Here is a 24,737-nt window from a genome sequence, read left to right as displayed (position 1 = left end):
GTGTTATAAAGGTGGCTGAATAGCCGCCTTTTTTGTTTTTTGGGTTTAACGATGGATAGACAAACCGAACGATTAATCCTGCGTCCCTTTATTGAAGAAGATCGCGAACCGTTTGCACAATTGAATGCTGATCCTGACGTGATGCGCCATTTCCCAGCACCGCTTAGCCACGCAGAAAGTGACGATGTCCTGCTACGAATTGCGAGAAAGTGGCAAGAGTATGGAATCTCCTATTGGGCGATTCGGTTAAAAAGCACGGGAGAATTTGTCGGTACGATAGGCATCAACTTTACTGATTACCTCGTTGTTGGTGAGTATGTGTATGAGATTGGCTGGCGTATTTGTCCAACACATCAGCGCAAAGGCTATGCAAAAGAGGCCGCACAAGAGGCTTTGCGCATCGCGTTTGATGAGATGAACCTTGAGAAGGTTATGTCATTCACTATTTTGGACAATATTCCTTCGCAACGTGTCATGCAGAGTTTAGGGATGACGAATACGGGCAATCAGTTCGCTCATCCTTTGATTGAGGCTGACCACCGATGTTCAATTCATTGTCTATATGCGTTGACTAAGGAAGAGTGGCAACGCATGGCTTCCGCTTCCTAGCGTTTATCTGCGATTTTCTCTGGTGGTGACACTGCTTTACCATCGGGGGTAAAAAAGGGCGTTGGCGTGTTTGTCCCTTTCAACGTATTCCGCAGCAAAAAGGTCAAGACTTTCACCACAGATCCAAAGGAAAACTTAGGATGAGGTTTGCTAGGCGGTGATCCTTTCGCAAAGCTGCCCATCACGGTATGTGTGACTGGGCCAATCAGTTCTTTCTTGTTTTTTCGCTGCAATATAGGTGTGGGTATTCCCGCTAGTGGCATCTTGTAGCTTGGGCTATTCGCAATGGGCGTTCGGCAACAGCTTGCGTAAAATCGATAGATGCCTTTCGGTTTTACCCGCACGCAACGGAGGTTTTCTGCCCCTTTATCAATACGAATGTTCGCAGGTGGAACTTGATATATGTCAGTGCCTCCCCATTCATCCAACCATTTTTCTTCGTGACCTAAGTAGCGAGCAAACCGCTGGCAATCATCGCAATAACAGATCATATGATTGCCCAGTTTCGGAGAAGCATTGATCACTGTACCAGTGAGTTCGCCACATTCACATTGGAAGGCAAGGTCTGTCATGGTGTCGCTCCTGTTATTGACTGATTGTACCTAAGTGTTGATGCTCTGGCGGTAAGGCAAGTGCGCAATGGCATCTTCAACATACCCCTCAATAAGCTTGTGTTCCCGTTGAAGGTAATCGGCAATCGCCTGATGAAAGCCCTGATGCTGAAGATAGTGCGCAGAATAGGTAATAACGGGTTCAAAACCTCGAAGGAGTTTGTGTTCGCCTTGTGCGCCTGCGTCAAACGTCTTCAAACCATGTTGGATACAGTAGTCGATACCCCGGTAATAACAGAGTTCGAAGTGAAGATTGTCAAACTCCTGCGTGCACCCCCAGTATCGCCCATATAGAGTATCGTCTGACTTGAAATAGAGTGCACCAGCAATGTACTGGTCGTGTTGTCGGGCGAGTACCATGACCAAAGCATCACGCATGGTTTCTCCGATCTGATGAAACAGGTCTGCATTCAAGTAGCCCGTATGGCCAGATCGTTTAAGGTAAGTATTGGTGTAGAAGCGCGAAAACACGCCCCAGTGCGTGCTCGTTATCTCTTCACCTTCTAATACGTCTACTTGGATCTGTTGCTGGTCAATTCGTTGGCGTTCTTTACGAATATTTTTGCGCTTTCTCGCCGTCATCTGAGCGAGAAAGTCCTCAAACGAATCATAGTTTTTGTTCCGCCAGTGAAACTGCACGGCGCGCCGTTCCAGATAGCCAAGAGGAGCCAATTGTCCACAAACAGTGCGCTCAGGAAACAATATATGGGTGCCCGAACAGGCGGTTTGTTCAACGACCGATTTCATTGCATTTGCCAGAAATAGGCTCATTTGGTGCCAATCTTCATCTTGTCGGCAAAGCAAGCGAGGCCCAGTTGCGGGTGTGAAGGGAACAGCACAGATAAGTTTAGGGTAGTATTCCAACCCTGCATCTTCATAGGCCTCTGCCCACGCCCAATCAAACACATATTCTCCATAAGGGTGTGTCTTGATGAAACAAGGCGCAGCCGCAATCAGCGTATCACCGCGGTATACAACGAGATATTGAGGAACCCAGCCTGATTTGGTGCCAACCGCATTGGTTTGCTCCAAGGCGAGCAGGAATTCATGTCGCAGAAAAGGGTAGTGAGAATTCACCAATGCATGCCAATCGTCCGGTGTAACGTCTCCGATACTTGTGATGGTTTGGCACTGTAATTCCTCGTCTTTAGTCATGTTTTCTTCAATGTTTTCCTACGCCATGCTGAACAGTTCAGCTGAAAGTACATAGGTATAGTCAAAGAGATCAGGGGGCGAATTTCAACCTACAGAAACGAGGGATATTCAAATTCAATGGAATAATGTCGGTATAAGCGTGTATTTTGAAGAAAACGACTAGTCGTTAGTTCTGTGTGTGCAATGAAATGCAGTCCATTAATTCTGACTGGCGATGAGAGGAGTATTAAATTCCAACATGACTGGCTTTATTGCACTTAGTTGGTTGAAAGCACTGTAAACCCTACCATAAGATTATTAACAGGGGATTAACACTATTTGCAATGGGCTGCTTGGTCCCTCTTTCCGCGCCAGTTCAAGTTTGCTCTGACGTCATTCCCAGAGAAAAGGAGCGTTTATGGCAAAGTGTTTTCCGCTAACTTCAGAAAATGTCGAAGTCATTCGCAGTCAGTTTCCTGCGCTTCAGCGAAAAATTGAAGGTGACTCTCCGATTTACCTTGATGGCCCTGGTGGCACCCAGTCGCCCGAGTCAGTGATCCTTGCCATTAGTGATTATTTGCGTGGGGGCAATTCAAACCTTGGTGGACGCTTTCTTGTCAGCCAAGAAACTGAAGCGATCGTAGCAAAGGCAAGAGAAGGTGTGGCTGCCTTGTTGGGTGCGTCAAAAAACGAAGTGTTTTTTGGCGCAAATATGACGTCGGTGACGTTTGCCTTGAGTCGTGCCCTTTGCAAAGAATGGCAGCCGGGTGATGAAGTGATCGTCACGGACGCAGATCATGGTGCGAATCGATCGAGTTGGATCTTGGCTGCAAAGGATCGTGGCGTAACGGTTCATCATCTTCCGATCGTCGATCAGCAGGGAAGTCTTGATCTGGACAAATTGGACAGCCTGTTAAGCAAGCGTACGCGCTTAGTGGCGATTACCGCCGCGAGTAATATCACGGGAAACAAAACAGATTTAGAAACAGTTATCGAAAAATGCCGCAAGGTGGGCACTAAGGTGTTTGTTGACGCTGTGCATTTGCTGCCGCACCAGCTGGTGGATGTAAAAGCGTTAGATGTGGATTTTCTCGCCTGCTCAGCCTACAAATTTTATGGCCCGCATCTGGGGATCATGTATGGCAAAGCTGAGTGGTTGGCTTCCCTTACACCCTACAAAGTGGCTCCCGCACCTGACATTGCCCCGAAACGCTGGGAAACGGGCACGTTGAACTTTGAAGCATTAAGCGGTGTGGTGGCGACCATCGATTATTTAGCATCCCTAGGGGATGGTGATTCGCTAAGGGCGCGCTTAGAGTCGGCCTACGACAACATCCATGGCTATGAAAATGCACTTGCAGATTATTTTCTTCAGAAGCTAAAAGACGTCGAGGGTGCTGAGCTTTATGGATTGGACTCTGTGGAAGGGCGCACTGCGACATTTGCACTTCGATTTGGCGAGAAAGATCCCGCAGAAATTGCTGAAGCACTTGGACAGCGTCAAATCTACGTCTGGAGCGGACACCTCTATGCAGATCGATTGACCGACGCCTTCGGCGTGACAGAGAAGGGAGGCATACTCCGTGTCGGCTTGATGCACTACAACACGAAAGAGGAGATAGACACTTTCTTTGTAGCTCTTCAGCAGATCCTCGCTTAAAGAGTGTCGCACCTGCGGTGCTTTTTACGATGGCTCATATAAAAAAGCCGACTATCAGTCGGCTTTTTGCTTAATCCACCAGTTTGTAACTGATCACGTAGAATACGTTATCGTCTGGATAGATCTTCCTGATCAGCGGCTTCAGTTCATCAAGCGGCAGGAACTCCTGCGCAGCATGCTCTTCGTTGATGTCATCAAACGAAATTTGCTCAACCTTCAGAATATCGATCTGACAAACATACTCGTCTTTTTCTAGCGTATGTACGTCAACACGGGTACCCGGTACGTAGTGGCTTTCTGATTCATCACGGATGGTGATGGTCTTTTTGCCTGACGCCACAAGCGGTGTCAGCCACTCAAAGAAGGTGATTTTAGTTGGCACTTGGTTCACAGAGATTACCTACTTAGCTGTGACAGTATTAAGCCGCGCATTAAACCACAGAGTGGGTAAAAGCCTGAGAAGAATTTTTACCTCACGTTACGATGGATAAAATGACACGTTCGTTCTCATTGCTGTCTTCAGTCTCGATAATCATGCCCGAGTAGTGCGAATCGTCGATTGCCACCATAAGCGTTTCTAGCAAGGTGTCATCATCCTTTAGGCGTTCTAAAATCCCTTTGGGTAGAAAAGTCAAAACGGATTTCACGATCATAAGCGGGAGCATGATGGCTTCTTTTTTTTCGTTTGTATCCAGTGTGAAGGTTTCAATTCTGAGTTTTCGCATTGCAGGCTCATCCATAGCGCGGGTAGTTAGAAACTAATCTACGACGATTTATGAACGCTGAATTAGATTCACGTCTAAATTTCGATATCGGCTTTATAAACAGTTTGAAAACGCTCAAGAACAAGCAGGGTATCTTCCGTCATCTCAATACCCAATTCCTTACACTCAGCGGAAAAAAAGGCCCAATGCGCATTTCTCCACCAAGCATGGCTTTTGTCGCCTTCACCTTCGGCGGCCGCAAACTCTTCAGTGACCTGATTAAAAGGGCATGTTGTAACCTCTGTGATCTCAATGATGCACTTAGGATTGCCATGGAAGTCAGTGACGACTTGAAGGTGACCTACTTGAGGGTAAGGCTCGCCCTCTTGGCTATACCAAATGTCCATGCTGCAGGAAGCGCGCTTTTCACCTTTCATAATCAGTTCTGCGCAGACTTGAGCGTTGTGTTCGTCGGCGCAAAAGTAATCGGAAGAAAAAGACGTATATGTTCGACGATGTTCAGGAGTAAGGCTCGCTAGGTACTCGTTAAGTAGGGTCTGTGAGCGGCTATCCATGTTTAAGTCTCTGGTATGTAAAGTCTGCATAGTAGCGAAGTAAACGCGAAGATTGTAAGAATCTCTCTGCGTCTCTCGGGAATGATCACATCCGTTTTTAAAGGGCTCTGCTATGCTGGCTGAAAATAGTGCTTTTGGAGTAATGATATGAAAAAGATCAAACACGAGGCTCAACTTCTCAAAAAGGCACTTCAAATTGGCGAGCAGTATGCGCGCAAAAGGGGATACGCAAACTTTGATGAAGGAACATCCAATAAGGTAAAAATAGAGTGCATTTACCGCTTATTGGTGGATGACAAGGTACTCACGCCGTTGGCGACGGATAAGGAAGATGGCCCTAATATGAAACATAAACTTGTGTTGTGGATTCATAAACAATTGCCTGCAGATCATCCACTGCTTGCTGATTGATAAGGAGCCGATAAAAAGGGTGATGTGTTGAACGAAGGGTAAACGGCAAGACGGGGAGAAATACACGATGAAAAAAACAGCACTTGCGTATGGGGCGCTAGGTCTAATCCCTTTTATTGCGTTTGGTATTCTTTTACCTATTTGGCCATTAGATTGGCAAGCTGCCTTGGTTCATACCTTCAATAATTACAGTGCCATCATCCTTGCTTTTCTTTCTGGTGCCGTATGGGGGATGACAATCAGTGGCGCAAAAGAGGAAAAGCCAACCAATGGATTGACGGTCGGTATTGTATTCTCGCTGGTGGCGGTCGGTGCCTTGCTGATGCCATTTCCGTATTCTATTTATCTACTCATCGCCTCTTATGTGATTTTATTCGCGCTCGAAGTGGGGCTGATGTTTAAGGGCATTTACCCTTTCTGGTATACCTTGATGCGTGCGATTTTGACGGCAATCGTGGTGATTTGTCACCTATTCCTCTTGTATTGGCTCGGTGATATTTATAACGATGTTGTCTCAATGGGAACGGCATAAAAAAAGCGCCTTTCGGCGCTTTTTTAATCTTCCAAATCTGCTTGCCACGGCATTTCTGGCAATAGATCTAAATGCTCTTCATAGCGTTTGAGATTGAACTCACCGTCGCATTTCGCCACATCATAAATTTCAACCATCAGTGCACACGCGATGTATTCCATGGCCTCTTCTTGGGTTGAACCCGTCATACGAAGGCGCATCAGCGTTTCTTTTACTTTCTTTGGATTGTTGTCTGCCAGTTGGTTTTCAACGATTTCAATGAGGTTTTCGCTGGTGAGAATGTCGTCATCTTTCATAAAATCAAAGCCTTGCTTTAAGCGAGTGTCGGAGAGCATGTTTTTGTGCGCTTATGGTACGGGAAGATTTCGTTACGAGACAGTGGTTTTTATTCTGTTAGGCGGGTTTATTCAATGATCACTCGGTTTCTACCTTCACGTTTCGCCTTATAGAGCTGCGCGTCTGCGCGTGCCATGACGTCTTCTTTAGATTCTGATCGTTGATACACGACTGCGCCAATGCTGACAGTGACTGACAGGCTTCCGTCAGGCAGCGTCATTTGATGACTTTCACATCGTTGTCTGAGGCGATCTAACGCTCGCTTAGCCTGCGAAACAGTGGGGCCGTGAAGCAAAATGGCAAACTCCTCCCCTCCAATACGCGCGACAACGTCAGATTCTCGCATTTGATCGCGTATTAGCTCCGCGATTTGAGCGAGAACTTTGTCACCAGTTGCGTGGCCATAGGAGTCGTTCACCATTTTAAAATGGTCCACATCTAGTACCGCAACGACCAAGGTTTCATCCGCATTCTTCGCGCCTTCACAACTGCGTTCTAATTCGGGGAAAAAGGCATAGCGATTAGGTAAGCCCGTGAGTTGGTCTGTCTGCGCCTTGGTTTGCCAACGGTCGCGAGACTTGGATACGCTCTGGAGTCTTCTTGCGTGCAGACCAATCGCGATTGGGGTGATCATGCTGACCAATACAAATGTCAGTAATGCCATGTGGCCTTCGACCTTGTCTGGGAGATCAAAGGGGCCAAGGCCATAGGGAGCAATAGCTGCAACAATAATTCCCATTCCGAATAAACCCAGAAGGGCAGCCAACTCTTCGCCTTTAAAGGCCAGAATAATGGGAACAACTGGGGCAATAAAAATCAGTCCGGGAGATAAAACAAAGGCCCCCAGCGTTAACATGAGATAGCCAAGAATATAGAGCACATTTGCTTGTGTTAAGTGGGCGACGGGATTAGAAGTGTGCGTCCAAATGTAATAGAGCGGTGCGACTAGCAAAATACCGAGCGCATATGCGGAAGTGATCTCGTAAAGATCGTAAAAATACCCACCTTGCCCCGTATAGCCACCGTAAAGGCTATCCATGGATGTCAGCGAACCGAGGAGTAGGCCGGGTAACAGACAAACACGTATCAGGTAAGGGAGCAGTGTTTCGAACCGCAAACCTTCATAACTAAAGTGTTTATCCCACGCCTTTGCGGAAAGAAAACAAGCAACTGGAGCGAGTAAGCCGGATAGGATAGCGGGGAAAAGTGCAGCATTGGGATCCCAATGAAAGATTGCTAGCGAATGGGAAAGTGGCGCAGCCAAAGCAAGAATAAAAAGGGCCTTTATGCCGCCGTGTAGACACATGATCATGCCAATGCCCGACGCGATGTTTAGTTGAACAATATTGGCGTTATGCAGGCTAAGCGGCGTTGCTCCAAAGTATGAAGCAAGAAAATAGAGAAGCGAACCAACAACTATCCAAGCGTTAGAACCACGAGTCATGTAAAACACACTTCCAATACAGCTTACTCGTGGAGCGGCTTGTGTTGCCGCAGCGTATCTGACGTTAATCGGCTATTGTTTTAATTTTTGGCGGTGAGTGTTTCCACGAGACATTTGTTTTCCGCTCTTTGAGTATAGGTGAGTTTGTATTTGAGACACTGGGAGAAGGGAACCCACGCATGCAATGCTGCGTGGGAATTGGCGTTATGCGCTTTGCTCTTTTTCCAAAGCAATCGCGTTGATACAAAAGCGCAGGCGAGTGGGTAACGGCCCATCAGGGAACACGTGGCCTAAGTGCGCATCGCAGATATTGCAGGTGACTTCAACGCGGGTCATGCCATGCGAAATATCCATGTTATATGCGACGACGTTGTCGTGTAACGGTGCTGAAAACGATGGCCACCCTGTTCCTGAGTCGAACTTTTCTTCTGCGTTAAACAACGATGTTTTACAGCAAACACACGCATAAATCCCTGGTTCAAATAGTGCGCACATTTGCGAACTAAACGGACGTTCAGTACCGTGTTGTCGGGTTACATAGAATTGTTCGTCAGTGAGAAGGGTTTGCCACTCATGTTCAGCCTTTTCTACGCGACGTGGTGCTACAGGGTTTCCATTCTTTGCGGTGTCGATTACTGATTCCCAGTTAAGCATACTGCCCCCTTGATACTGATTGCGCTCCCCCGTGTCTTGAAAGGGAGGTGTCTAACAGACCGAATACTGTAGAGAAAGATTTCAGCCGCTAACGATTTTGGATTTGTACTATGGTTTACGCATGGATTTAAAATCGGGATCCCATGACTGTTTTTCCTTCTGTGGTTTCTACATCTCTGTTGCCGATGGCGCACCTTCGGGTGATTTCTGTCGTTGTTCTTTTTTTGTTAACGGCGTCATGCGCTAACGATAAAGCTAGCCCAGTCGCATTGGAGGGGGTTTCTCAAATCGAAGATGATGAAATCCTGCTCATAGGTGAGCTTTCAGTTGTTCCCATTCCCTCAACATTTTCGTCAAATGAAACCGATACGTTAGATCTCTTCGCGGGTGAGCGAGTACTTCTATGGCTGGATGCGAGTCTGTACAACAGCGTTGCCGGTCATGAGGATTTACTGGGATTGACCGCAGATTGGGGTGAGATGTTTGCCTATGTGGTTCCCAAACGAAACGTTAGGCTAACAGGGTTGGAGCGCGCAACGGTAGATGCTGATGATACCCCAAACTTTTTTGCGCTCCCTTTGCCTGAAAACTTCGCTTTTTTGGTTCGAGTAGATGATCGTGTTGTCTATATTGGTCACTTGCGGCTTTACGTTGATCAGTTTGACCAAATTGTTTCGTTCGAGGTGTTGGATGAGTCGAGAAAGGTGCAACGCGAACTTAGGAAGCGCACCATGGATCATGCCCGGTTTCGCGTCTCCTTGCTGGCTCCTGAGAGCAATTTTCACTGATAGTTGATCTATACATCGCTATCAATCTACGACGATAGCTTTCTTGCTAAGACGTGACACAGTAGAAAGCAACAACATCGCTTGGATTATCATTATGGCCTCACATCTCGCAGTTTTCGATTTAGATGAAACCTTGGTTTATGCCGACTCTATGGCACTGTGGCACCAATACTTGCTGGATAAAAACTTCACCCAAGACCCCAATTTCATGGCGAAAGATGAGGACTTTATGCGCGATTACAGCGCAGGCACGTTAAACCTGGCTGATTATCTGGCATTTAGCCTTTCCCCTCTTTCTTTGCAGACAACAGAAGAGGTGGACGCACTGGCAACCCAGTTTGCTGAAGAAATCATGCCGAAGTACGTGTATGACGAAGCGCGAGCGACCTTAGCGGTACTCAAAGAGAGCGGTACTACCATTATCATTGTTTCTGCATCGTTGGCGTTTCTGGTTAAGCCGATAGCAAGGATGTTGGGTGTCGATAACGCGATGGGCATTGAATTAAAAACAAGAGAGGGTAAGTACATCCCTGAGCCAGACGGCGAGCCGACGTTCCGAGAAGGCAAAGTGTTCAAATTAACCGAATGGATTTATAGCTTGGAGCATGACTTCGAGCACATTAGTTTTTACACTGACTCCATCAACGACCTGCCTATGTGTTTTTTTGCAGACAGCGTGAATGTTGTTAACCCTTGCTCAAAGTTGCTAGCGAAAGCGAAGGAGTACCAATGGCCAGTGCTCCGATGGGGCACGAATGAAGGCGCGTTGGTCGATTGAGAATACAACACTGTTGAAAAAAGGAGCCGAGGCTCCTTTTTATATCGCACGGTTTTTAAATTGTTCTGCTTTTACATTGAATTGATGCGATTCAACAATTCAATGGATGCATCGACTTCGACTTTTCTCACCGCAACACTTTCGATGTTGCAACCTATTGGAATGCCTTTCTCGTCGGCAAATTCCTTCAGTTCACGCCAACTTTGTGCGGAGTGCTCAACAGACTGCTGGAGAATATCGTCGGAATGAATCAGATCATTCTCAAGCCAGCGCGGAACATTAATGCCTAACCACTTCATAAACTGAAGTGTTTTTTGGGAACCACAAGGTGTCAGTGTGAAAATAATAGGCACGAGCGGAATGCCGTGTTTCTTGCCGTAATAGTAGTAATCAGACAAGAAGTCTTTTGATGCATGCACATCATAAACGCCTTGAGACACAAAAAACGAACAGCCAGCTTCAATTTTCTTGAATACCCGCAAATGTTCGTCACCTTTGACGAGGTGACGTTCTGGGATAGTAACGCCGCCTAACAGCATGTCTTTGTTCACGCGTTTTTTAAGCGCATAGGCTTCGGACATTGGCATGGTAACCGCTTGGTCGGCGGATGAGGCCCCGACAAAGACCGACAGCTCATCAGCAGGGTGAGAGTCTTCGAGAAAACGAGAAAGGGACGCTTCAGAGTATTTACCTACCGAGCGGTAGATAACGCGAGGAAGCGTTAAATCTGATAAGTAATCGCGGCTATATTCCACACCATCCAGCGTTTCCATAAACGGAAAAGGGCGTTCTTCATCTGTTCTCGACGCTTCATCTTGGATGTCGTAAACAATCAGCCCATCGATAGCTTGGTCTTGAAGTCTGGCAACTTGGCGAGCTGCGATTTCGCTGACTTTTTCCGTGTCCGTCCCTTTCTTAGGGGGAACTAATCCATAAAGGACAATGCCGCCTTCGCGGGCTTTAATTTTTTCTAACAGCATTAAAAACCAGTGACTCCTGTCATTTGGAATGCAAATTTAATCCCTAAAACATCAATAAAAGTATGACGTTAACACAGAGGTTGGATAAACCCGTTGTTTTTCGTCCGGTCAAAACATGATGTTTATCTACCTTAACAGGCTTATGAAGGGATGCAATTCGAAAATGGCTGTTTTCTTATTGTTTTGTCGACGCTTATATACCTAAACTCGCTGAATCCGGCACCTTTAGGTAGTTTGGGTACAGGCAGTTATTGGCTGTCAGCACGTATGCTTTCCAAAGCATCAACACGTCGCTGTTGTTCGCTGGAAAAGTACTTCTCTTTAAGGGACTGGAGGCTGTGATCACTTGCGTTGTTCGCAAGCAGGCTTTTCTCTGCAAAGTAGGCTGAGAGGTTTTTTTTAAATTGAGCCTCTTCTTGCTCAAAGGCTTTTATACGGGCTGCGGCTTCTTCGCCAACAAGTTCATTCAATGCGTGGGCATTGTCATCACCATCAAGGTTCATCACGGACCCAATTTGTTCAATCAACGCGGCGTTTTGATAACTCTCTTTCATGTCAGGTGTTAGCTTATCCAGCTCGTCTTGCCATTGTTGCTGCATCGCGTTGTCGTCAATATTTAACGCCTCTAACTCCATGCGCTTTATTGCCATTTCCCTTGCTAAGTTTTCTTCGTAAAACAGTTGGGCTCTCTCTTGGTCATCAAACAATTCTGCTTGCAGTTGGGTGACTTGTGTTTGAACGAAATGGAGATAGTCGAGCCCAGTCAGTGAGTCGGGTGCGTTGAGGGTATCCAATGCGCGTCGATAAGCTTGGTATTTTTCGAACAAAGGTTTTTGGTTTTCACCATAGCTGACGCTGTCTGCAAATGTGTTGTAGGCGTGCTGAACGTCATTGAGGCTTTGTTCCCCCAAGGTTGAAAGAAAGTATTCGAAGGTATCTCTATGGGAGGAGGTATCAACGGTTGTTCCTTGGTGAGAGTGAGCCTGCGAGATAGGTTTCTCTTCGCCGTTCAACATCAGATACAGAACGGCGGCAAACAAAACTCCCACGACTAAAATGAGCGCGATTTTGTAAGCAGTAAATGAAATCCTCATACACAGGCTCCTTATCTCTGTGACAAACTAAGCCATTACAAGCCTTGTTGCTTTAATCGATTGGCATGTTGGCGATACACGGTCACAGGGTCTGTTTCAAACCAATGGTGTAACCCGAAGAAGCCGTTCACCTCGTCCAAGTGGTTCATGCGGTAATTGCTGCGAATGACACGGCCAAGGTGTGTTGCACAACGCCCTACCAGACCGTCATTCGGCTCTGAGAAGAAAAGGCCGGTTGCGAATAGAACGGGATCACTGAGATCAAGAAGGTTTGTGACTGTACTGGTGCCAGACCACGAGTAGTAGTACACCCCGTTCGATGCACGATACGTGCCTTCGCCACATCGAGACCGTGGGATACCTTCAGGATATTTTGCATTGAACGCGAGTGATCCTTTGGTGGTTAGAGAATGAAGAGAGGCGAGGGGATCTTGAGGAAGGTGGCTGCCTCCAGAAAGAAAGCTAATCAGTCCCGAGAGCGCTTTCGCGGCTCCGACTGCGACGCCTTCACCAGCAGAGCCGGGCTTAAATGCTTTCCTAACGACATCAGCAAATTCTGAGCCTTTGTTGACACCGCCGACACTGGTGACCGATGCCACGTGTTGGGGTGCAACAGAGGCAACATAGCGTGCAGTCGGACTACCGTGGCTATGGCCAATCAAATTGACCTTCTTGGCGTTCGTCACGGCTAAAACCCATTTTACTTGGCGGAGTAGTTGCTCACCGCGTTTTTCAGAGCTGTTAGTGGCGGAGACTTGTGCCACGAACACTTTCGCCCCACTGCGTGTAAGTGCTTGTGGAATCGCGTGGAAATATTCGACACCGGCGATGTTATCAAAGCCAAACAAGCCGTGTACGAGCACGATGGGATACTTCGTTTGTGTGTAGCCTGTCGTTGATGAGCCGGATGCGCTAGCACCCGCCAATGCAGGTGATGATACCAAGATCATTACAAGGGAGAAGAGCAGTCCTTTCACAATAAATTCCTCTGGTCAGTCCTCTGATGTCGAGTAAATATTAGCCGCATCTCAGGCGTGAATTTTGTCTCGCGAATAAGAAATAATGGGAATGTTAAATTAATGTGACGTTATGCAGGGGTAATGAGGTTGAGATCAAAAAAAAGGAGCGCACTGCGCTCCTTTCTCAATAGGTTTGTTTTAATTTGGTGCTGTCTTACTGCACACCAATACCAAACTTGATCTCATTGCTGATGTCGTCGGTTACTTCATCCAAGTAGTTTTCTACTTGTTGTTCTACCAGACGATCAGGTTCTTCGAAGAACGCAATGTGGTAAATCGCGTCGCCTTCATTAACCAGTGGCAAAGTCTGCTGACCAATGATAATACCACCCGCTGGCGCGTAAATTTGGATCTCTTCGCTGCCTGTCGGTGCACTGATCGACGCCAGTGATTGGCCTTTACTTACGCGTTGTCCAAGAGAAACGTGTGAACGCAAAATACCGTCTGCTTCTGCGCGAACCCAACGGGTAGCGCGGGCAATAACAGGCTCAACAACCGTTTTGCGCTTGCTGCTCTTACGAATCATGCCAAGGTATTGCATGACGCGCTTAACGCCTTTCACACCCGCTGTGATTGCGTAGGGTTCAAATCGAAGTGCTTCACCTGCTTCATAAGTCAAAACAGGGATACCGATTTTTTCCGCTTCTGAACGCAACGAACCTTCACGAAGGGCTGCATCAATAACCACTGGGGTACCAAAAGCCAAGGCCATATCATACGTTTGTTCGTTAGACAGGTTCGCGCGAATTTGTGGCAGGTTAGTGCGGTAAATCGCGGCAGTATGAAGGTCAAGGATATGGGTACAGCGACGAACGATCTGCTCGAAAATCTGGTAGGCCATACGACCCGCGATAGAGCCACGCTCAGAACCAGGGAAACAACGGTTCAGGTCACGGCGATCGGGCAGATAGCGTGATTTATGGATGAAGCCAAACACGTTCACCACAGGAATGGCGATGATTGTGCCTTTCAACGTTGCAGGGTTAATACGTTCAAGAACCTGACGTACCACTTCAACACCGTTTAGCTCATCACCATGGATGGCGGCGTTAATCATTAACACTGGGCCGGGCTTCTTGCCATGTAACACTTCTGCGGTTACTGACAATGGGGAGTGCGTATAGAGTTTCGCAACTTCAAACTCAACGCTGGCGCGTTGACCAGGCGGGATGGTCATCCCGCCTATTTCGAAAGCATTATTTTTATTATTTGCTTTTGACACGTGTCCTTGTCCTCGGAGTTGAGACTATTTTCTCAATATGGTCAATGATCATCCCTGCTACATCTTTACCAGTAGCGGCTTCGATCCCTTCCAGACCTGGTGAGGAGTTCACTTCCATCACTAGAGGTCCGCGCTCAGAGCGAAGAAGATCTACACCTGCAACGTGAAGGCCCATTGCCTTTGCCGCTGCAACTGCAGTCTTACGCTCAGTTGGAGTAATACGCACCAATGATGCACTGCCACCGCGGTGCAGGTTAGAACGAAACTCACCTGGCAACGCTTGGCGCTTCATGGCTGCAATTACTTTGTCGCCGATAACGAAACAGCGAATGTCTGCGCCGCCCGCTTCTTTGATGTATTCCTGAACCATGATGTTGGCTTTCAAGCCCATAAAGGCTTCGATAACGCTTTCAGCCGCTTTACGGGTTTCTGCCAATACAACACCGATACCTTGAGTGCCTTCCAGCAGTTTGATAACAACCGGTGTACCACCCACCATGCTCAGTAAGTCTTTAATATCACCCGGTTTGCTCGCAAAGCCTGTGATCGGCATACCAATATTCTTACGAGACAGCAGTTGCAGTGAACGCAGTTTGTCACGAGAACGCTGAATCGCTACTGAATCATTCACGGTGTAAATACCGAGCATTTCAAATTGGCGAAGTACAGCACAGCCGTAAAACGTTACTGACGCACCGATGCGTGGAATGATGGCATCAAAACCCACCAGATCTTCACCATTTTGGTGAACAGAAGGTTGGGTAGAGTTGATGTTCATATAACAGCGCAATGCATCGATGATTTTGTATTCGTGACCGCGCTGTTCACATGCTTCGATCAGACGACGGGTTGAATACAGGTTTTCGTTACGAGATAGAATTCCAATTTTCATATAATTTAACCTTAAGGCGCCTGAACGATAAATGATTGAACTGGGTCGACGAGTAGTCGATTTTCCATAGCCGTGCGGCCCAATAGCATTCTAAATACCATAGTGTCGCGAGCTGTTAGCGTCATCTCAATTGGGTAAGTAAGATCACCAATCACCATTGGGGTTTCGATAACGTAACGGAACGTCTCGTGACCACCTGAATCGCGTACAGTTCGCATATCTTTTACTTTTGCGTGACATTCTTTTTCGGTCACGTTGTCGTCTTGAATTGGGTGGATCATAAACTTCACCCATTTCTCGTTGTCTTTTTCGTACTCTTCGATTCCGAAAGTATGAAGGCAAGAAGTGCGTGCGCCAGTGTCTACTTTCGCTTTAATCGCGGAGATACCTAAATCTGGTAAGGCCACCCATTCTCGCCAGCCAACCAGCATTCTGTCGTTTGAGTTTGCTTGGTTAGTGTCCTCGACTGCTGGTCGAGCTGTGTTTTTGTCAGTCATTGCTGTCAATGCCCCAGGTAGTGAATTTCGTACGAATGGAGTGAGCGCATCAATCTTTGACTTACTCAAGTAAACGATAGCGGGTTTGCGGGATTGTTCCGCTCACATTTCTAAGAACTGATTGAATAATCAACACTATCGAATGACTAAATACTGCGGCGTTTCGGGCCACGTATGTATTTAACTCCGGCGGCGCACTTCATCATCCACTTTATCAGCACCGCACCAAAGAGCGCGCAAGGTACAGCTTTGCAATGCTAGCGACAAGTCAATTTATGATTCGTGACAATCAAATATTCTCATCGTAAAAAATACTAATCGCCAGAAAATCACATAATTAGCTTTATTGCCTTATTGGGCGGGTATTTGGTGCTGGTTCTCGAGGTGACTTTTCGTATGAAGAGAGTATGAATGGGGATTTTTCATCCGCAAGTACAGACAGTTACTTTGGCTCGAAAACGAGTTTTTCGTCATCTTTTATTCGTTTAAACCATTGATACATTGGGGTCTGCAAAGCATTGTCGATATTTGGTGCCCCTTTTTTGTTATACAGGTCACTCATCGCGACGGTGCGTATCTCCACACTAAAGCGAAACTTGCTGGTTTGATTAGTTTTGCTGCCATGTAGATGAGCGGAGGAGAAGCTGAGAATGTCGCCGGGTTGGATTTCAGGCGTGTAAGACGCATTTTCATCAATGCCTTCCAATGCTTGCGGCGCACTGGGATAGTGAATTTTTTCTTCATCAGGCGTGGCATTTTTTTCTTCTAGGTACTGAGAAAATGACCAACTGGATGTCGTGTTGTTCACTTTCTGCTGCCAGTATTCAGGATAAATAGCGATCGAGCGTCCTTTTGTTAAAGGATAAATAGGCAACCACCAGTTAATCTGGCAATCGATATTGCTTCCCCAGGTATCTCGATGGTGTTTTACGCTAGCTTGCCTGCCATTATCATATTCAGCCTCACAGGGTACGATTCGAAGTACCAGCCGATCATAGTAATTTGTATCTTCTCTAATGCCACAATGAGACAGTGCCCTAAAAAATAAGCGTTTGGCTTTATCGTCGTTCTCAAAACGTTTCTTTGCTAACTCTGCACGTGCTAGGTAAGTCTTCACGTCTAAATAGTTATGCGCATGTTCAGGGTCTTGCAGTTGAAAATCACGCTCAATCAATGATCTGGTGTGGTGGATGAAGGGAGAGAGAACCTCAGGGATTGAAAATACGACGATGTCCCCTTTAAAAAGTGCGTCTCCGAGCTTTTGCTGTCCAATCCTTGTATTGGTACGAATCAGTGTCATGGTAGCTTCCAGAAACCTTGCTCTCTTTTGATCATAAAAGAGAGGGGACGCTTTATAGAGACAAGTAGTGAGACTGCCGAGGAATTACCAATGTTGGTAACGGTATGCACTGGGGGCTTTTAATAAAAACCTTGTGAGGGGAATGCTGGTTTACGGGAGGAATGCGGCAGGGGAAAGCCTCTGCCGCACCTTTATGTTTTGCTACATGGCAAATTGCATGGCAATAGAAGCAGGTTCGCGTTTCCATTCACAAAGAATGTCGGATAACCCTTCCTCATTATCATGCTGCCCAATTTCTTGTTCTATAAAGCCATGTTTTTCCCAAAATGCTCTGGCTGGTAGATTGATTTCAAATGTATAGAGTTGCAAACGTTCAGCATTCTCTTGCGCGAGCTCTACTAATGCAGAGCCAATACCTCGGCATTGATGATCAGGATGAATATAGAGTTGAGAAATGTGCTTACTGTCCATGGCCATCATCCCCAGTACCGTGTCACTTGTTTTTTCAACAGCAACAAAAATTCTGTGTGATGGAGCGAGAATACGGTTTAGATAATAGCGATGGGATTCAAGAGAATGCATCTCAGGTATTCCAAGCGCGGTTTCTTTGCTCCTGCGCCACACCGCGATTGTCTGTTCGGTGTAACGGGGATGGTAATCAACAATAACGATTTCTCGATTCATATTAACGTGTATCAACCAGCTTATAGCTTTCTAGGCTAAACAACATTACTGAACGGCTAAATGACTTGAGTGAAAAATGTGCTGTTTGGATCTGTGGTGTAGTCGGCAAACGGCTCGCATTCTTCAAATCCAAAACGCTGATATAGACGGCGTGCGGGTTCAAATTCAGGTTCAGTACCTGTTTCTAAACTTAGGCGTGAAAACGCAAGCGTGCGTGACTCTTGAATAATATGTGCGAGAAGGTTCGCAGCAACACCTCGGCGAATAAACTTCGGTGACGTGCGCATGGATTTTATTTCTCCATGAGAAGGACCAATCTTTTTTAATGCACCGCATCCAGCCAGTTCGCCATCAATCCAAGCACTCCAAAGCGTGACGTCTGGATGCTGAAGGGCACTAAGGTCTAAGGCATGGACGCTTTCTGGGGGGCTGATTTCATGCATGTTTTTAAGATGATCAAAGAGAAGTTGTTGAATTTCCTTGCCAGAAAGGTCATCGATACGAATTTCCATGTCATTTTCTCCCAACTTTTTGACATAGATGGATTTACCACGACTGACAGGTGTTGTCCAAAGGGTTCTGTTCTTACACAGCCAGTATCCAGTTCGATAGCTGTGTGTGGATTACTCTGAAAACTAAGAGTTTTATAGATGAATCAATTGAGTTTTGGTTGTTTTGTGGCGTTATAGGTGGGAGAAGATGAATGATGTCTATCTCTGTGATTTTCAGTGATTCTTGACTGAAATCACGATTTTATTCTGTGAGAGCCTGAAGTCAGAGTGGGTGTTGTTTTGGCTATCTTGTCTTTATATGAGGAGTAGCCTCCGAAGAGGCTAATCGTTATTCGTTATGGGATTGGTGTCTGGCGACAGAAATTTGGCTTTTCCGGGTCGCAGTTTGTTTAATCTTTATCATTAATCCAAGGCTCAACAATACGAATCCGATGCCCAGCCATTGGTAGGGGCCAAGGACTTCGCCAACCAACAAGATACCGAGTGTTACCGCAGCAACGGGATTCAACATGCTTATCATGGCCATTGAATCTGGTCCTAGGCGTTTAATCGAACGAGCAAACGCCCAATATGCGAAGGAGCTGTTCAGCAGACTCACCCAGATGAGGCCGGGCATTTCATGCATAGTGATGGCCTTGGGCGGGCCTTCCACTAAAAAGGCGATGGGCACAAGGATAAGCCCGCCTAGTGTCAGTTGCCATGCAGTCAATCTGAAAATGTCTGTGACAGGCCAGCTTTTTAACCAGAGTGACGCTCGGGCAACCAGTGCGGTTGCTGTTAATGCTGCTATTGCACCAATTGGGTCGATATTTGCCGAAGGGTTAAGGATCAAGATAACCCCTAATAGCCCGACCAATGCCAACATCAGCATTTTAAGCTCAGGCTTTTTACCTTCCACAAGCCACTGCATAAACATAAGTTGTAGCGGAAGCGTCGCACCTAACGTGCCTGCAACGGAACCGGGCAAGCGGTACGCGGCTATGAATAGTAGTGGGAAAAATGCAGCAATGTTAAATACGCTGAGTAAGGTTAACTTTGACCACGGTAGCGGCGGCCTACCGGGTTTCAACAGCAACAAGACCAACCCTGCGGGTAAAGCACGCCAGACCGCTACCCAAAATGGTGACAGATCCTGAAGATAAATGCTTACTGCAGCATATGTGCTTCCCCACAGTATGGGTACCAATGCTGCGAGTAGGTAGTTCTTCACATTTTTCTCCCGTTGGTCAGCGAAATTGTGCGCCTGTTATTATCTTAGGTGAAAGTATCTTTCTAGAAAGATAAATTATTCGCTTTGTCTCTTTTTTTCAAGTATCTTTTTCGAAAGATAAATAAGGAGTATGGATTCGTGGCGGATCATGTAGACACCATTTTGGCGCAATGGAAGGCGCAACGACCCGATTTGGATTGTTCGCCAATGGCGGTCATTGGACGTTTGGGGCGCGCAAAACAAATCATTAATCCAAAGCTAGACACGGTTTTTAAGTCTTTTGGAATCAGTAGCGTTGAGTTCGACATTTTGGCGTCTTTGCGACGAGCTGGGGCACCTGTGACACCAACCGATCTTTATCAAACCCTCATGCTGTCTTCTGGGGCGATGAGCACTCGCATTGATGGATTAGTCAAAAGAGGACTGGTTGAGCGCCAAGCTAGCGAAATAGATAGAAGAAGTTGCACGATTACATTAACGTCCGACGGTGTTGCGCTCATTGACAACGCGGTTAATGCACACGTTGCAAACGAGCGAGAAATCCTTTCTCCCCTATCTTTGGAAGAACAGACCCAATTAGCCTCTTTGCTGAAAAAATGGCTAGTTGCCAGTGAGTAGTGTCTTAGACCTGCGTCTCCCTCCTCATACTGCTTAGGTCATACTTTCAGTCAGAGGAGGTGTGTGGATGCAATATATGCCTGTAACGAAGTTGGTTGAACTCGACCTGCATTGGGTAAGAGGAAAGGATGTGCGTTTTACAACCCTCCTAAAAAGCCTCCGTAAAGGAGACGGCATTCGTGAAGCTATCTTGCTGATTAACTGTGCTTGCGGAAAAACGTACATTCTTCAAGACGGTGGACACCGTATCTCAGCGGCGTATCAACTTTATCTTGAGTCCGGCAAAGATTCACTGCTCCCAGTCTCTATCTTCCATTCCCCTATACCTTAGTGCATTCGACGTGCAATCTGATTGAGCCGCTATAATTTATAAAAACAAAAAACTACGCGCTTAGTTAAGGGATAATATGATTCGTCTAATCTACGCAAGTTCTGCAACCATTGAGTTTTCTGAAAGCAAATTGATGAAAGTGCTTGGTCAAGCAAGGGCGAATAATGAAAACGAAAACGTCAGCGGCTTACTCTTGTATGCAAAAGGTAACTTTTTCCAAGTACTAGAGGGAGAAACACAGACGGTAGATGCTCTGTTTAGCAAAATTGAGCAAGACGAAAGACATACATCGGTCGTTGTTATTGACCGAAGTGAGATAGAGGCGCGTGCATTCGCAGATTGGTCGATGGGATTTAAAAATCTGGAAACCTTTGATGGAAGTGCAATCCGTGGCTATAACACGTTTTTAGACAACTCACTGTCAGAAAAAGACTTCGGTGAGATGGGTGCTGAAATTGTGTATCTCATTGAGCAGTTCAAACGAACGTGGTAGCAGGTAGTCGGACATTTCGCTGATTTTTCATGGTCACACCGTGTCAATTTTCGATGCCTTTCATTCGTGAATTGCTCTTTATCTGAAGGGGCGTTGAACGGTATAAACGTTTTTCTTTTGTGTCGGTGTTTTATACGGCCTCTGTTATAAAAATTCTTATATTCAGTGGCTTACTCTTCCTTCATAAGAAACATTTTGCATGTCTTGTAGATGAGTCAAACTTACTAATTTTCCGCGGTTACTATTCCTTCATAAGAGATTTAGTTGCGACATTAGACGTTGCAATCTGAGTACGACAAAAAATTTCATAAAGTCAGTGGCTTGATCATTTAGCCCGTGTGTTTGTTGAAAACACGCAAAGCAGAGGAAACGATCATGCTGTATGTCGATGGGCTGGTGACAGCTTTGCCTGCCAAAAATAAAGACACATACCAACAGTTAGTCAACGATGCGGTGCCTTTAATACAGGCTTATGGTGCGATTAAGGTGGTGCATTGCAGTGACAAACCGACAAACAAAGCAGTGAAGCCTGAAGGATATAAGACTGAAAAAGGTGTTGTCGTTTTTTCATGGATTATTTGGCCATCGAGAGAGATTCGAGACCGTGGAATGGAGAGGATGTTGTCAGACCCAAGGTTTGACGATGTCATGAACCCTGTGTGCCTCGATGGCGAGCGCTTAATCCTAGATCCCTCAATGGTGCCTAAGTTTCACTAGCTTCCCCAATCCACGCATCAGGCAACGGCTTTTTAAAGCGAAGGTTGTCTGATGGTAAGCCTATTCATCCTTCCTCATCCATAAATTGGGCGTACTCGACACATATAGATGTTGTACTTTCCTTATTCTTTCTTCAATGTTGGCAATATGTTAAATCTCAGCAATGAATGCGTGAAATTAGCAAGACTTCGCGCCGCGTAAGAGGTAGCCATCATGAGCAAATACATTGTTTCAAAGAAAGATGTTGAAGAAATGGAAGGGACAATGAAGACCCATTTCCTCAACCCTAATGCGGTTAGAAAAGCAAAGTCATTAGGTGATTTGGTAGGGATCACTGGCTTTGGTTTCCACCTTGTAGACATTGAGCCAGGCTTTGAATCGACAGAATACCATGTCCATTATTTTGAAGATGAATGTGTGTATATCCTAGAAGGGGAAGCCGAAGTCACGATTGGAGAGGATGTTTATACGGTCAATGAAGGGGATTTCATTGGCTACCCCGCCAACGCATTGCCTCACGTTATGAAAAACGTGGGGAAAAGCACGCTTCGCTGCATCGTCGTTGGGCAACGGCTTGCGCACGATGAAGCTGACTACCCAAACAAAAACAAGCGGATCTTCCGAAACGAAGGTCGGCCTTGGCAATTGGTTGATATCGAAGCCATCGTCGATCCTACCGAAAAGAGGTTGGATGATGAGTGAGATCAAACGGCACATTGCGCTGGTCACCGGCGGCAGCAGAGGAATTGGCGCAGCGACCTCTGTCAAGTTGGCTGAGTGTGGGTATACCGTGTGTGTTAATTATCGCTCGAGAAAGGCGGAAGCTATCGAATTGGTTCAGAGCATTCAGCGCGCTGGTGGTGATGCGTTCGCTATACAGGCCGACGTTTCGGATGAGGCGTCTGTGGCTTCGTTGTTTTCTGCTATCGATGCTAAAAAACTGCCTTTAACCTGCTTAGTGAACAACGCAGGAATTCTGTTTAAACAGTGTCGCTTAGAAGACATGACAGCAGCACGAATCAATGATGTATTGACGGCGAATGTGACTGGGTCTTTTCTGTGTGCAAGGGAAGCTGTTCGACGTATGTCACTTGAGCGTGGAGGAAAAGGAGGCGTTATTGTTAATGTCTCCTCTGGTGCGTCAAGAACGGGGTCTCCCAATGAATATCTTGACTATGCCGCGAGTAAAGGTGCAATAGATACCTTCACGGTTGGCTTAGCAAAAGAAGTGGCGGAAAAGGGTATACGAGTGAACGGTGTACGTCCTGGTTTAATTTACACAGACATTCATGCGGATGGTGGAGAGCCAGGCAGGGTGGATAGGCTAGCGACAAACATTCCATTAGGACGTGGAGGAACACCGGAGGAAGTCGCGTCAGTCATTGCGTTTTTGGTGTCTGAAGGGGCGTCATTTGTGACGGGTGGTATCGTTGATGTGACTGGAGGGGTGTGATAACCATCAGTACTGTAATTGTTGGTTAAATTTTGATCTTGTTGCCTTTTTTTGCAGATAGCTGAAATCAACGGCTAAACATCTTTCTGTCTCTATGGAATAATACACCAATGTTTAGAGCTCATTTTAGTTGAATTCAAACCGTTGATGATTATCCGTAAACGTTGGCTGCTAGCATTTCTGGTGGTTTGGTGCTCGAGTGTCGCGGCGAGCGACGCCGTAATACAAGATCCTGCCGAAGAGCCTGAATCGCTCTACGACTACCACCAAATTGTTCCCAGTGAGACTGTGTGCCGTTCAAGCCTTCGTCAAAAGTTACTGGAGCAACAAATTGCGTTTAGCAACAGCAACAATTCTCCTGAAGAACGTCGGTTCGCTGAAGAGAGTATTGATGAAGCCAGAGCTGCGTATTTAGAAAAACAAAGCTATTGCGATGCGTATTTGGTGTTAGAAAAACGCTTGGATCTGAAAGACCACAACGTGTCTAAAACGGCGAAAGAAGGAGAAGTCAGGACCTTTGCTTCCACAGAATGACGTTAGGTTTGTCGCGCAAGTGACGGATGTTTTTTCCGATAAACCAGCGGACTGACCCCCTTAATTCGGCGAAACTGTCGGCTGAAATTAGCCAGATTATGAAAACCAACAATCTGACTAATGTTTGCTATCGTGTCTTCGCTATCTCTCAACAGCACGCAGGCTCGCTGGACCCTTACGCGATTGACGAAATCAGTAAATCTGTGCCCAGAAGCTTGGTGAAAGAAGCGGGAAAAATAAGACTCGGTCATTCCTAGCATGTCTGCCACTGTTTTTAGCCGGATCGGAGATTGATAGTTTTGCATGACAAAGTTAACAACATCGCTGACTTTACTTTGAACCGTACCAGCATCTTTGGTTTCTGACGCAGGCATATTGGACAGAACCCGTGTGCTGCGTGAATTCAAATAATTGATAAAAGACAGGAAATTGACTAGTCGCGTCACGCCCGTACTTTCTCTTATTTTCTTGAAGTTTTCTTCTGCTTTGTCGAATGGTACATCCAAAAATTCAATGCCCATCTTGGCTTGTTCTAACAGGCGAGTGAACTGAAGTAATTCTGGAAATACCAGAGATGCGCCATTGAACAGATCGGGTTTGAAAACAACGACCATATCTCTGAGTTGGTGAGTTTCCCCCGGTGCTAACTGGCTTTCCCAATTATGCGGAAGCCATGGGCCGACAAGTGTTAAGTTTCCCGGTGAAAAAGGCCCGAGATAATTCCCAATCATGACCTTTCCGTGGGTTTTGACGATTAGGTGAAGTTCATATTCTTCATGAACATGCCAATGAATGCGCTCGTGCGGGACGCCGTGCTCAACGTACCGGACGGATTCATCATCAATTTGAATAAACTCCCAAACTGGGTCTTTGGCGACAGACATAGCATCTTTCCCCTAATATTCGTGTGGTCCGCAGAGGGGGAGGTGATCACTCCCTCCCTGA

General features: G+C 46.4%; 32 protein-coding genes. 13 read left to right on the top strand and 19 right to left on the bottom strand.

Annotated elements, in window-relative coordinates:
• Positions 1–51 precede the first annotated feature (51 nt).
• Complete coding sequence (locus LRP49_RS02820) at positions 52–609, top strand: GNAT family N-acetyltransferase (protein WP_274140048.1); 558 nt, start codon at positions 52–54, stop codon at positions 607–609.
• Here the strand turns inward: LRP49_RS02820 and LRP49_RS02815 are convergent.
• On the bottom strand, positions 606–1,181 hold the full coding sequence (locus LRP49_RS02815; protein ID WP_274140046.1) for a DUF6151 family protein: 576 nt from the start codon (positions 1,179–1,181) through the stop codon (positions 606–608). The genes LRP49_RS02820 and LRP49_RS02815 overlap by 4 nt on opposite strands.
• A gap of 30 nt (positions 1,182–1,211) precedes the next feature.
• Positions 1,212–2,375, bottom strand: a complete 1,164-nt coding sequence (locus LRP49_RS02810) for a GNAT family N-acetyltransferase (protein ID WP_274140045.1) — start codon at positions 2,373–2,375, stop codon at positions 1,212–1,214.
• Between the two features lie 397 nt (positions 2,376–2,772).
• On the opposite strand from LRP49_RS02810, the gene LRP49_RS02805 reads away from it, so the two are divergent.
• Entirely contained in the window at positions 2,773–4,014 is a 1,242-nt protein-coding gene (locus LRP49_RS02805) for a cysteine desulfurase-like protein (RefSeq protein WP_274140044.1), read from the top strand.
• Positions 4,015–4,084: 70 nt separating this feature from the next.
• On the opposite strand, the gene yqfB is transcribed toward LRP49_RS02805, so the two are convergent.
• The 3 genes from yqfB to LRP49_RS02790 all read right to left on the bottom strand — a co-directional run bounded on the left by yqfB (position 4,085) and on the right by LRP49_RS02790 (position 5,293).
• Positions 4,085–4,405 carry a N(4)-acetylcytidine aminohydrolase gene (yqfB, locus tag LRP49_RS02800; RefSeq protein WP_274140043.1) on the bottom strand — a complete coding sequence of 107 codons (321 nt, stop codon included), beginning with the start codon at positions 4,403–4,405 and terminating at the stop codon, positions 4,085–4,087.
• Positions 4,406–4,487: 82 nt separating this feature from the next.
• Positions 4,488–4,739 (bottom strand): hypothetical protein, encoded by a 252-nt coding sequence (locus tag LRP49_RS02795; RefSeq protein WP_274140042.1) that lies wholly within the window; start codon positions 4,737–4,739, stop codon positions 4,488–4,490.
• 74 nt (positions 4,740–4,813) lie between these two features.
• Entirely contained in the window at positions 4,814–5,293 is a 480-nt protein-coding gene (locus LRP49_RS02790; RefSeq protein ID WP_274140041.1) for an ASCH domain-containing protein, read from the bottom strand.
• A gap of 147 nt (positions 5,294–5,440) precedes the next feature.
• Here LRP49_RS02790 and LRP49_RS02785 point away from each other — a divergent pair, with 147 nt between their 5' ends.
• Positions 5,441–5,704 carry a DUF5062 family protein gene (locus LRP49_RS02785; protein ID WP_274140040.1) on the top strand — a complete coding sequence of 88 codons (264 nt, stop codon included), beginning with the start codon at positions 5,441–5,443 and terminating at the stop codon, positions 5,702–5,704.
• Between the two features lie 67 nt (positions 5,705–5,771).
• Positions 5,772–6,236 (top strand): DUF3429 domain-containing protein, encoded by a 465-nt coding sequence (locus LRP49_RS02780; protein ID WP_274140039.1) that lies wholly within the window; start codon positions 5,772–5,774, stop codon positions 6,234–6,236.
• A gap of 23 nt (positions 6,237–6,259) precedes the next feature.
• Here the strand turns inward: LRP49_RS02780 and LRP49_RS02775 are convergent, their stop codons facing one another.
• From LRP49_RS02775 to msrB, 3 genes are all read right to left on the bottom strand, one after another.
• Complete coding sequence (locus LRP49_RS02775) at positions 6,260–6,532, bottom strand: hypothetical protein (protein ID WP_274140038.1); 273 nt, start codon at positions 6,530–6,532, stop codon at positions 6,260–6,262.
• A gap of 107 nt (positions 6,533–6,639) precedes the next feature.
• Positions 6,640–8,016: a sensor domain-containing diguanylate cyclase gene (locus LRP49_RS02770; RefSeq protein ID WP_274140037.1), complete on the bottom strand. Its 1,377-nt coding sequence runs from the start codon at positions 8,014–8,016 to the stop codon at positions 6,640–6,642.
• Positions 8,017–8,220: 204 nt separating this feature from the next.
• Positions 8,221–8,670, bottom strand: a complete 450-nt coding sequence (gene msrB / locus LRP49_RS02765) for a peptide-methionine (R)-S-oxide reductase MsrB (protein WP_274140036.1) — start codon at positions 8,668–8,670, stop codon at positions 8,221–8,223.
• Between the two features lie 143 nt (positions 8,671–8,813).
• Between msrB and LRP49_RS02760 the strand changes: the two genes are divergently transcribed.
• Both LRP49_RS02760 and LRP49_RS02755 read left to right on the top strand, forming a co-directional pair.
• A complete protein-coding gene (locus LRP49_RS02760) occupies positions 8,814–9,458 on the top strand; it encodes a hypothetical protein (protein ID WP_274140034.1) in 645 nt (214 codons plus the stop codon).
• A 94-nt stretch (positions 9,459–9,552) separates the two neighbouring features.
• Entirely contained in the window at positions 9,553–10,236 is a 684-nt protein-coding gene (locus tag LRP49_RS02755) for an HAD family hydrolase (protein ID WP_274140033.1), read from the top strand.
• 71 nt (positions 10,237–10,307) lie between these two features.
• On the opposite strand, the gene LRP49_RS02750 is transcribed toward LRP49_RS02755, so the two are convergent.
• From LRP49_RS02750 to LRP49_RS02705, 10 genes are all read right to left on the bottom strand, one after another.
• Positions 10,308–11,216 carry a methylenetetrahydrofolate reductase gene (locus LRP49_RS02750; RefSeq protein ID WP_274140032.1) on the bottom strand — a complete coding sequence of 303 codons (909 nt, stop codon included), beginning with the start codon at positions 11,214–11,216 and terminating at the stop codon, positions 10,308–10,310.
• Positions 11,217–11,464: 248 nt separating this feature from the next.
• Positions 11,465–12,310 (bottom strand): lipase secretion chaperone, encoded by an 846-nt coding sequence (locus LRP49_RS02745; protein ID WP_274140031.1) that lies wholly within the window; start codon positions 12,308–12,310, stop codon positions 11,465–11,467.
• A gap of 35 nt (positions 12,311–12,345) precedes the next feature.
• Positions 12,346–13,260, bottom strand: coding sequence for a lipase family alpha/beta hydrolase (locus tag LRP49_RS02740; RefSeq protein WP_274140097.1), 915 nt, complete (start codon positions 13,258–13,260; stop codon positions 12,346–12,348).
• A gap of 223 nt (positions 13,261–13,483) precedes the next feature.
• Entirely contained in the window at positions 13,484–14,551 is a 1,068-nt protein-coding gene (locus tag LRP49_RS02735; RefSeq protein ID WP_274140030.1) for a succinylglutamate desuccinylase/aspartoacylase family protein, read from the bottom strand.
• The gene (rimK, locus tag LRP49_RS02730; RefSeq protein ID WP_067419353.1) at positions 14,535–15,443 is read right to left on the bottom strand and encodes a 30S ribosomal protein S6--L-glutamate ligase; all 909 of its coding nucleotides are present in this window, start codon (positions 15,441–15,443) and stop codon (positions 14,535–14,537) included. The genes LRP49_RS02735 and rimK overlap by 17 nt, the downstream gene beginning before the upstream one ends.
• An 11-nt stretch (positions 15,444–15,454) precedes the next feature.
• On the bottom strand, positions 15,455–15,940 hold the full coding sequence (locus tag LRP49_RS02725) for an ATP-dependent zinc protease family protein (protein WP_274140028.1): 486 nt from the start codon (positions 15,938–15,940) through the stop codon (positions 15,455–15,457).
• Between the two features lie 442 nt (positions 15,941–16,382).
• Positions 16,383–17,240: a 2OG-Fe(II) oxygenase family protein gene (locus tag LRP49_RS02720; RefSeq protein ID WP_274140027.1), complete on the bottom strand. Its 858-nt coding sequence runs from the start codon at positions 17,238–17,240 to the stop codon at positions 16,383–16,385.
• Positions 17,241–17,441: 201 nt separating this feature from the next.
• Positions 17,442–17,924 carry a GNAT family N-acetyltransferase gene (locus tag LRP49_RS02715; RefSeq protein ID WP_274140026.1) on the bottom strand — a complete coding sequence of 161 codons (483 nt, stop codon included), beginning with the start codon at positions 17,922–17,924 and terminating at the stop codon, positions 17,442–17,444.
• 56 nt (positions 17,925–17,980) lie between these two features.
• Positions 17,981–18,436: a GNAT family N-acetyltransferase gene (locus tag LRP49_RS02710; protein ID WP_274140025.1), complete on the bottom strand. Its 456-nt coding sequence runs from the start codon at positions 18,434–18,436 to the stop codon at positions 17,981–17,983.
• Between the two features lie 328 nt (positions 18,437–18,764).
• A complete protein-coding gene (locus tag LRP49_RS02705) occupies positions 18,765–19,646 on the bottom strand; it encodes a DMT family transporter (RefSeq protein ID WP_274140024.1) in 882 nt (293 codons plus the stop codon).
• A 138-nt stretch (positions 19,647–19,784) separates the two neighbouring features.
• On the opposite strand from LRP49_RS02705, the gene LRP49_RS02700 reads away from it, so the two are divergent.
• The 7 genes from LRP49_RS02700 (at position 19,785) to LRP49_RS02670 (ending at position 23,792) form a co-directional block, all read left to right on the top strand.
• Positions 19,785–20,264 carry a MarR family winged helix-turn-helix transcriptional regulator gene (locus LRP49_RS02700; protein WP_274140022.1) on the top strand — a complete coding sequence of 160 codons (480 nt, stop codon included), beginning with the start codon at positions 19,785–19,787 and terminating at the stop codon, positions 20,262–20,264.
• 67 nt (positions 20,265–20,331) lie between these two features.
• Entirely contained in the window at positions 20,332–20,595 is a 264-nt protein-coding gene (locus LRP49_RS02695) for a ParB N-terminal domain-containing protein (protein ID WP_274140021.1), read from the top strand.
• Positions 20,596–20,671: 76 nt separating this feature from the next.
• A complete protein-coding gene (locus LRP49_RS02690) occupies positions 20,672–21,088 on the top strand; it encodes a BLUF domain-containing protein (protein WP_274140020.1) in 417 nt (138 codons plus the stop codon).
• Between the two features lie 375 nt (positions 21,089–21,463).
• The gene (locus tag LRP49_RS02685; RefSeq protein ID WP_274140018.1) at positions 21,464–21,805 is read left to right on the top strand and encodes a DUF1428 domain-containing protein; all 342 of its coding nucleotides are present in this window, start codon (positions 21,464–21,466) and stop codon (positions 21,803–21,805) included.
• 213 nt (positions 21,806–22,018) lie between these two features.
• Positions 22,019–22,507, top strand: a complete 489-nt coding sequence (locus tag LRP49_RS02680; RefSeq protein ID WP_274140016.1) for a cupin domain-containing protein — start codon at positions 22,019–22,021, stop codon at positions 22,505–22,507.
• Positions 22,500–23,258, top strand: a complete 759-nt coding sequence (locus tag LRP49_RS02675) for an SDR family oxidoreductase (protein ID WP_274140096.1) — start codon at positions 22,500–22,502, stop codon at positions 23,256–23,258. The genes LRP49_RS02680 and LRP49_RS02675 overlap by 8 nt, the downstream gene beginning before the upstream one ends.
• 147 nt (positions 23,259–23,405) lie before the next feature.
• Positions 23,406–23,792: a hypothetical protein gene (locus tag LRP49_RS02670; RefSeq protein ID WP_274140015.1), complete on the top strand. Its 387-nt coding sequence runs from the start codon at positions 23,406–23,408 to the stop codon at positions 23,790–23,792.
• 2 nt (positions 23,793–23,794) lie between these two features.
• Here the strand turns inward: LRP49_RS02670 and LRP49_RS02665 are convergent, their stop codons facing one another.
• A complete protein-coding gene (locus tag LRP49_RS02665; protein ID WP_274140013.1) occupies positions 23,795–24,676 on the bottom strand; it encodes an AraC family transcriptional regulator in 882 nt (293 codons plus the stop codon).
• Positions 24,677–24,737: the final 61 nt, after the last annotated feature.

Origin of the sequence: Enterovibrio qingdaonensis (genome assembly GCF_028683135.1) — a bacterium.
Taxonomy (GTDB): domain Bacteria; phylum Pseudomonadota; class Gammaproteobacteria; order Enterobacterales; family Vibrionaceae; genus Enterovibrio; species Enterovibrio qingdaonensis.
The sequence above is the reverse complement of the archived record's forward strand: the minus strand, read 5'-3'. Positions and strand labels throughout refer to the sequence as shown.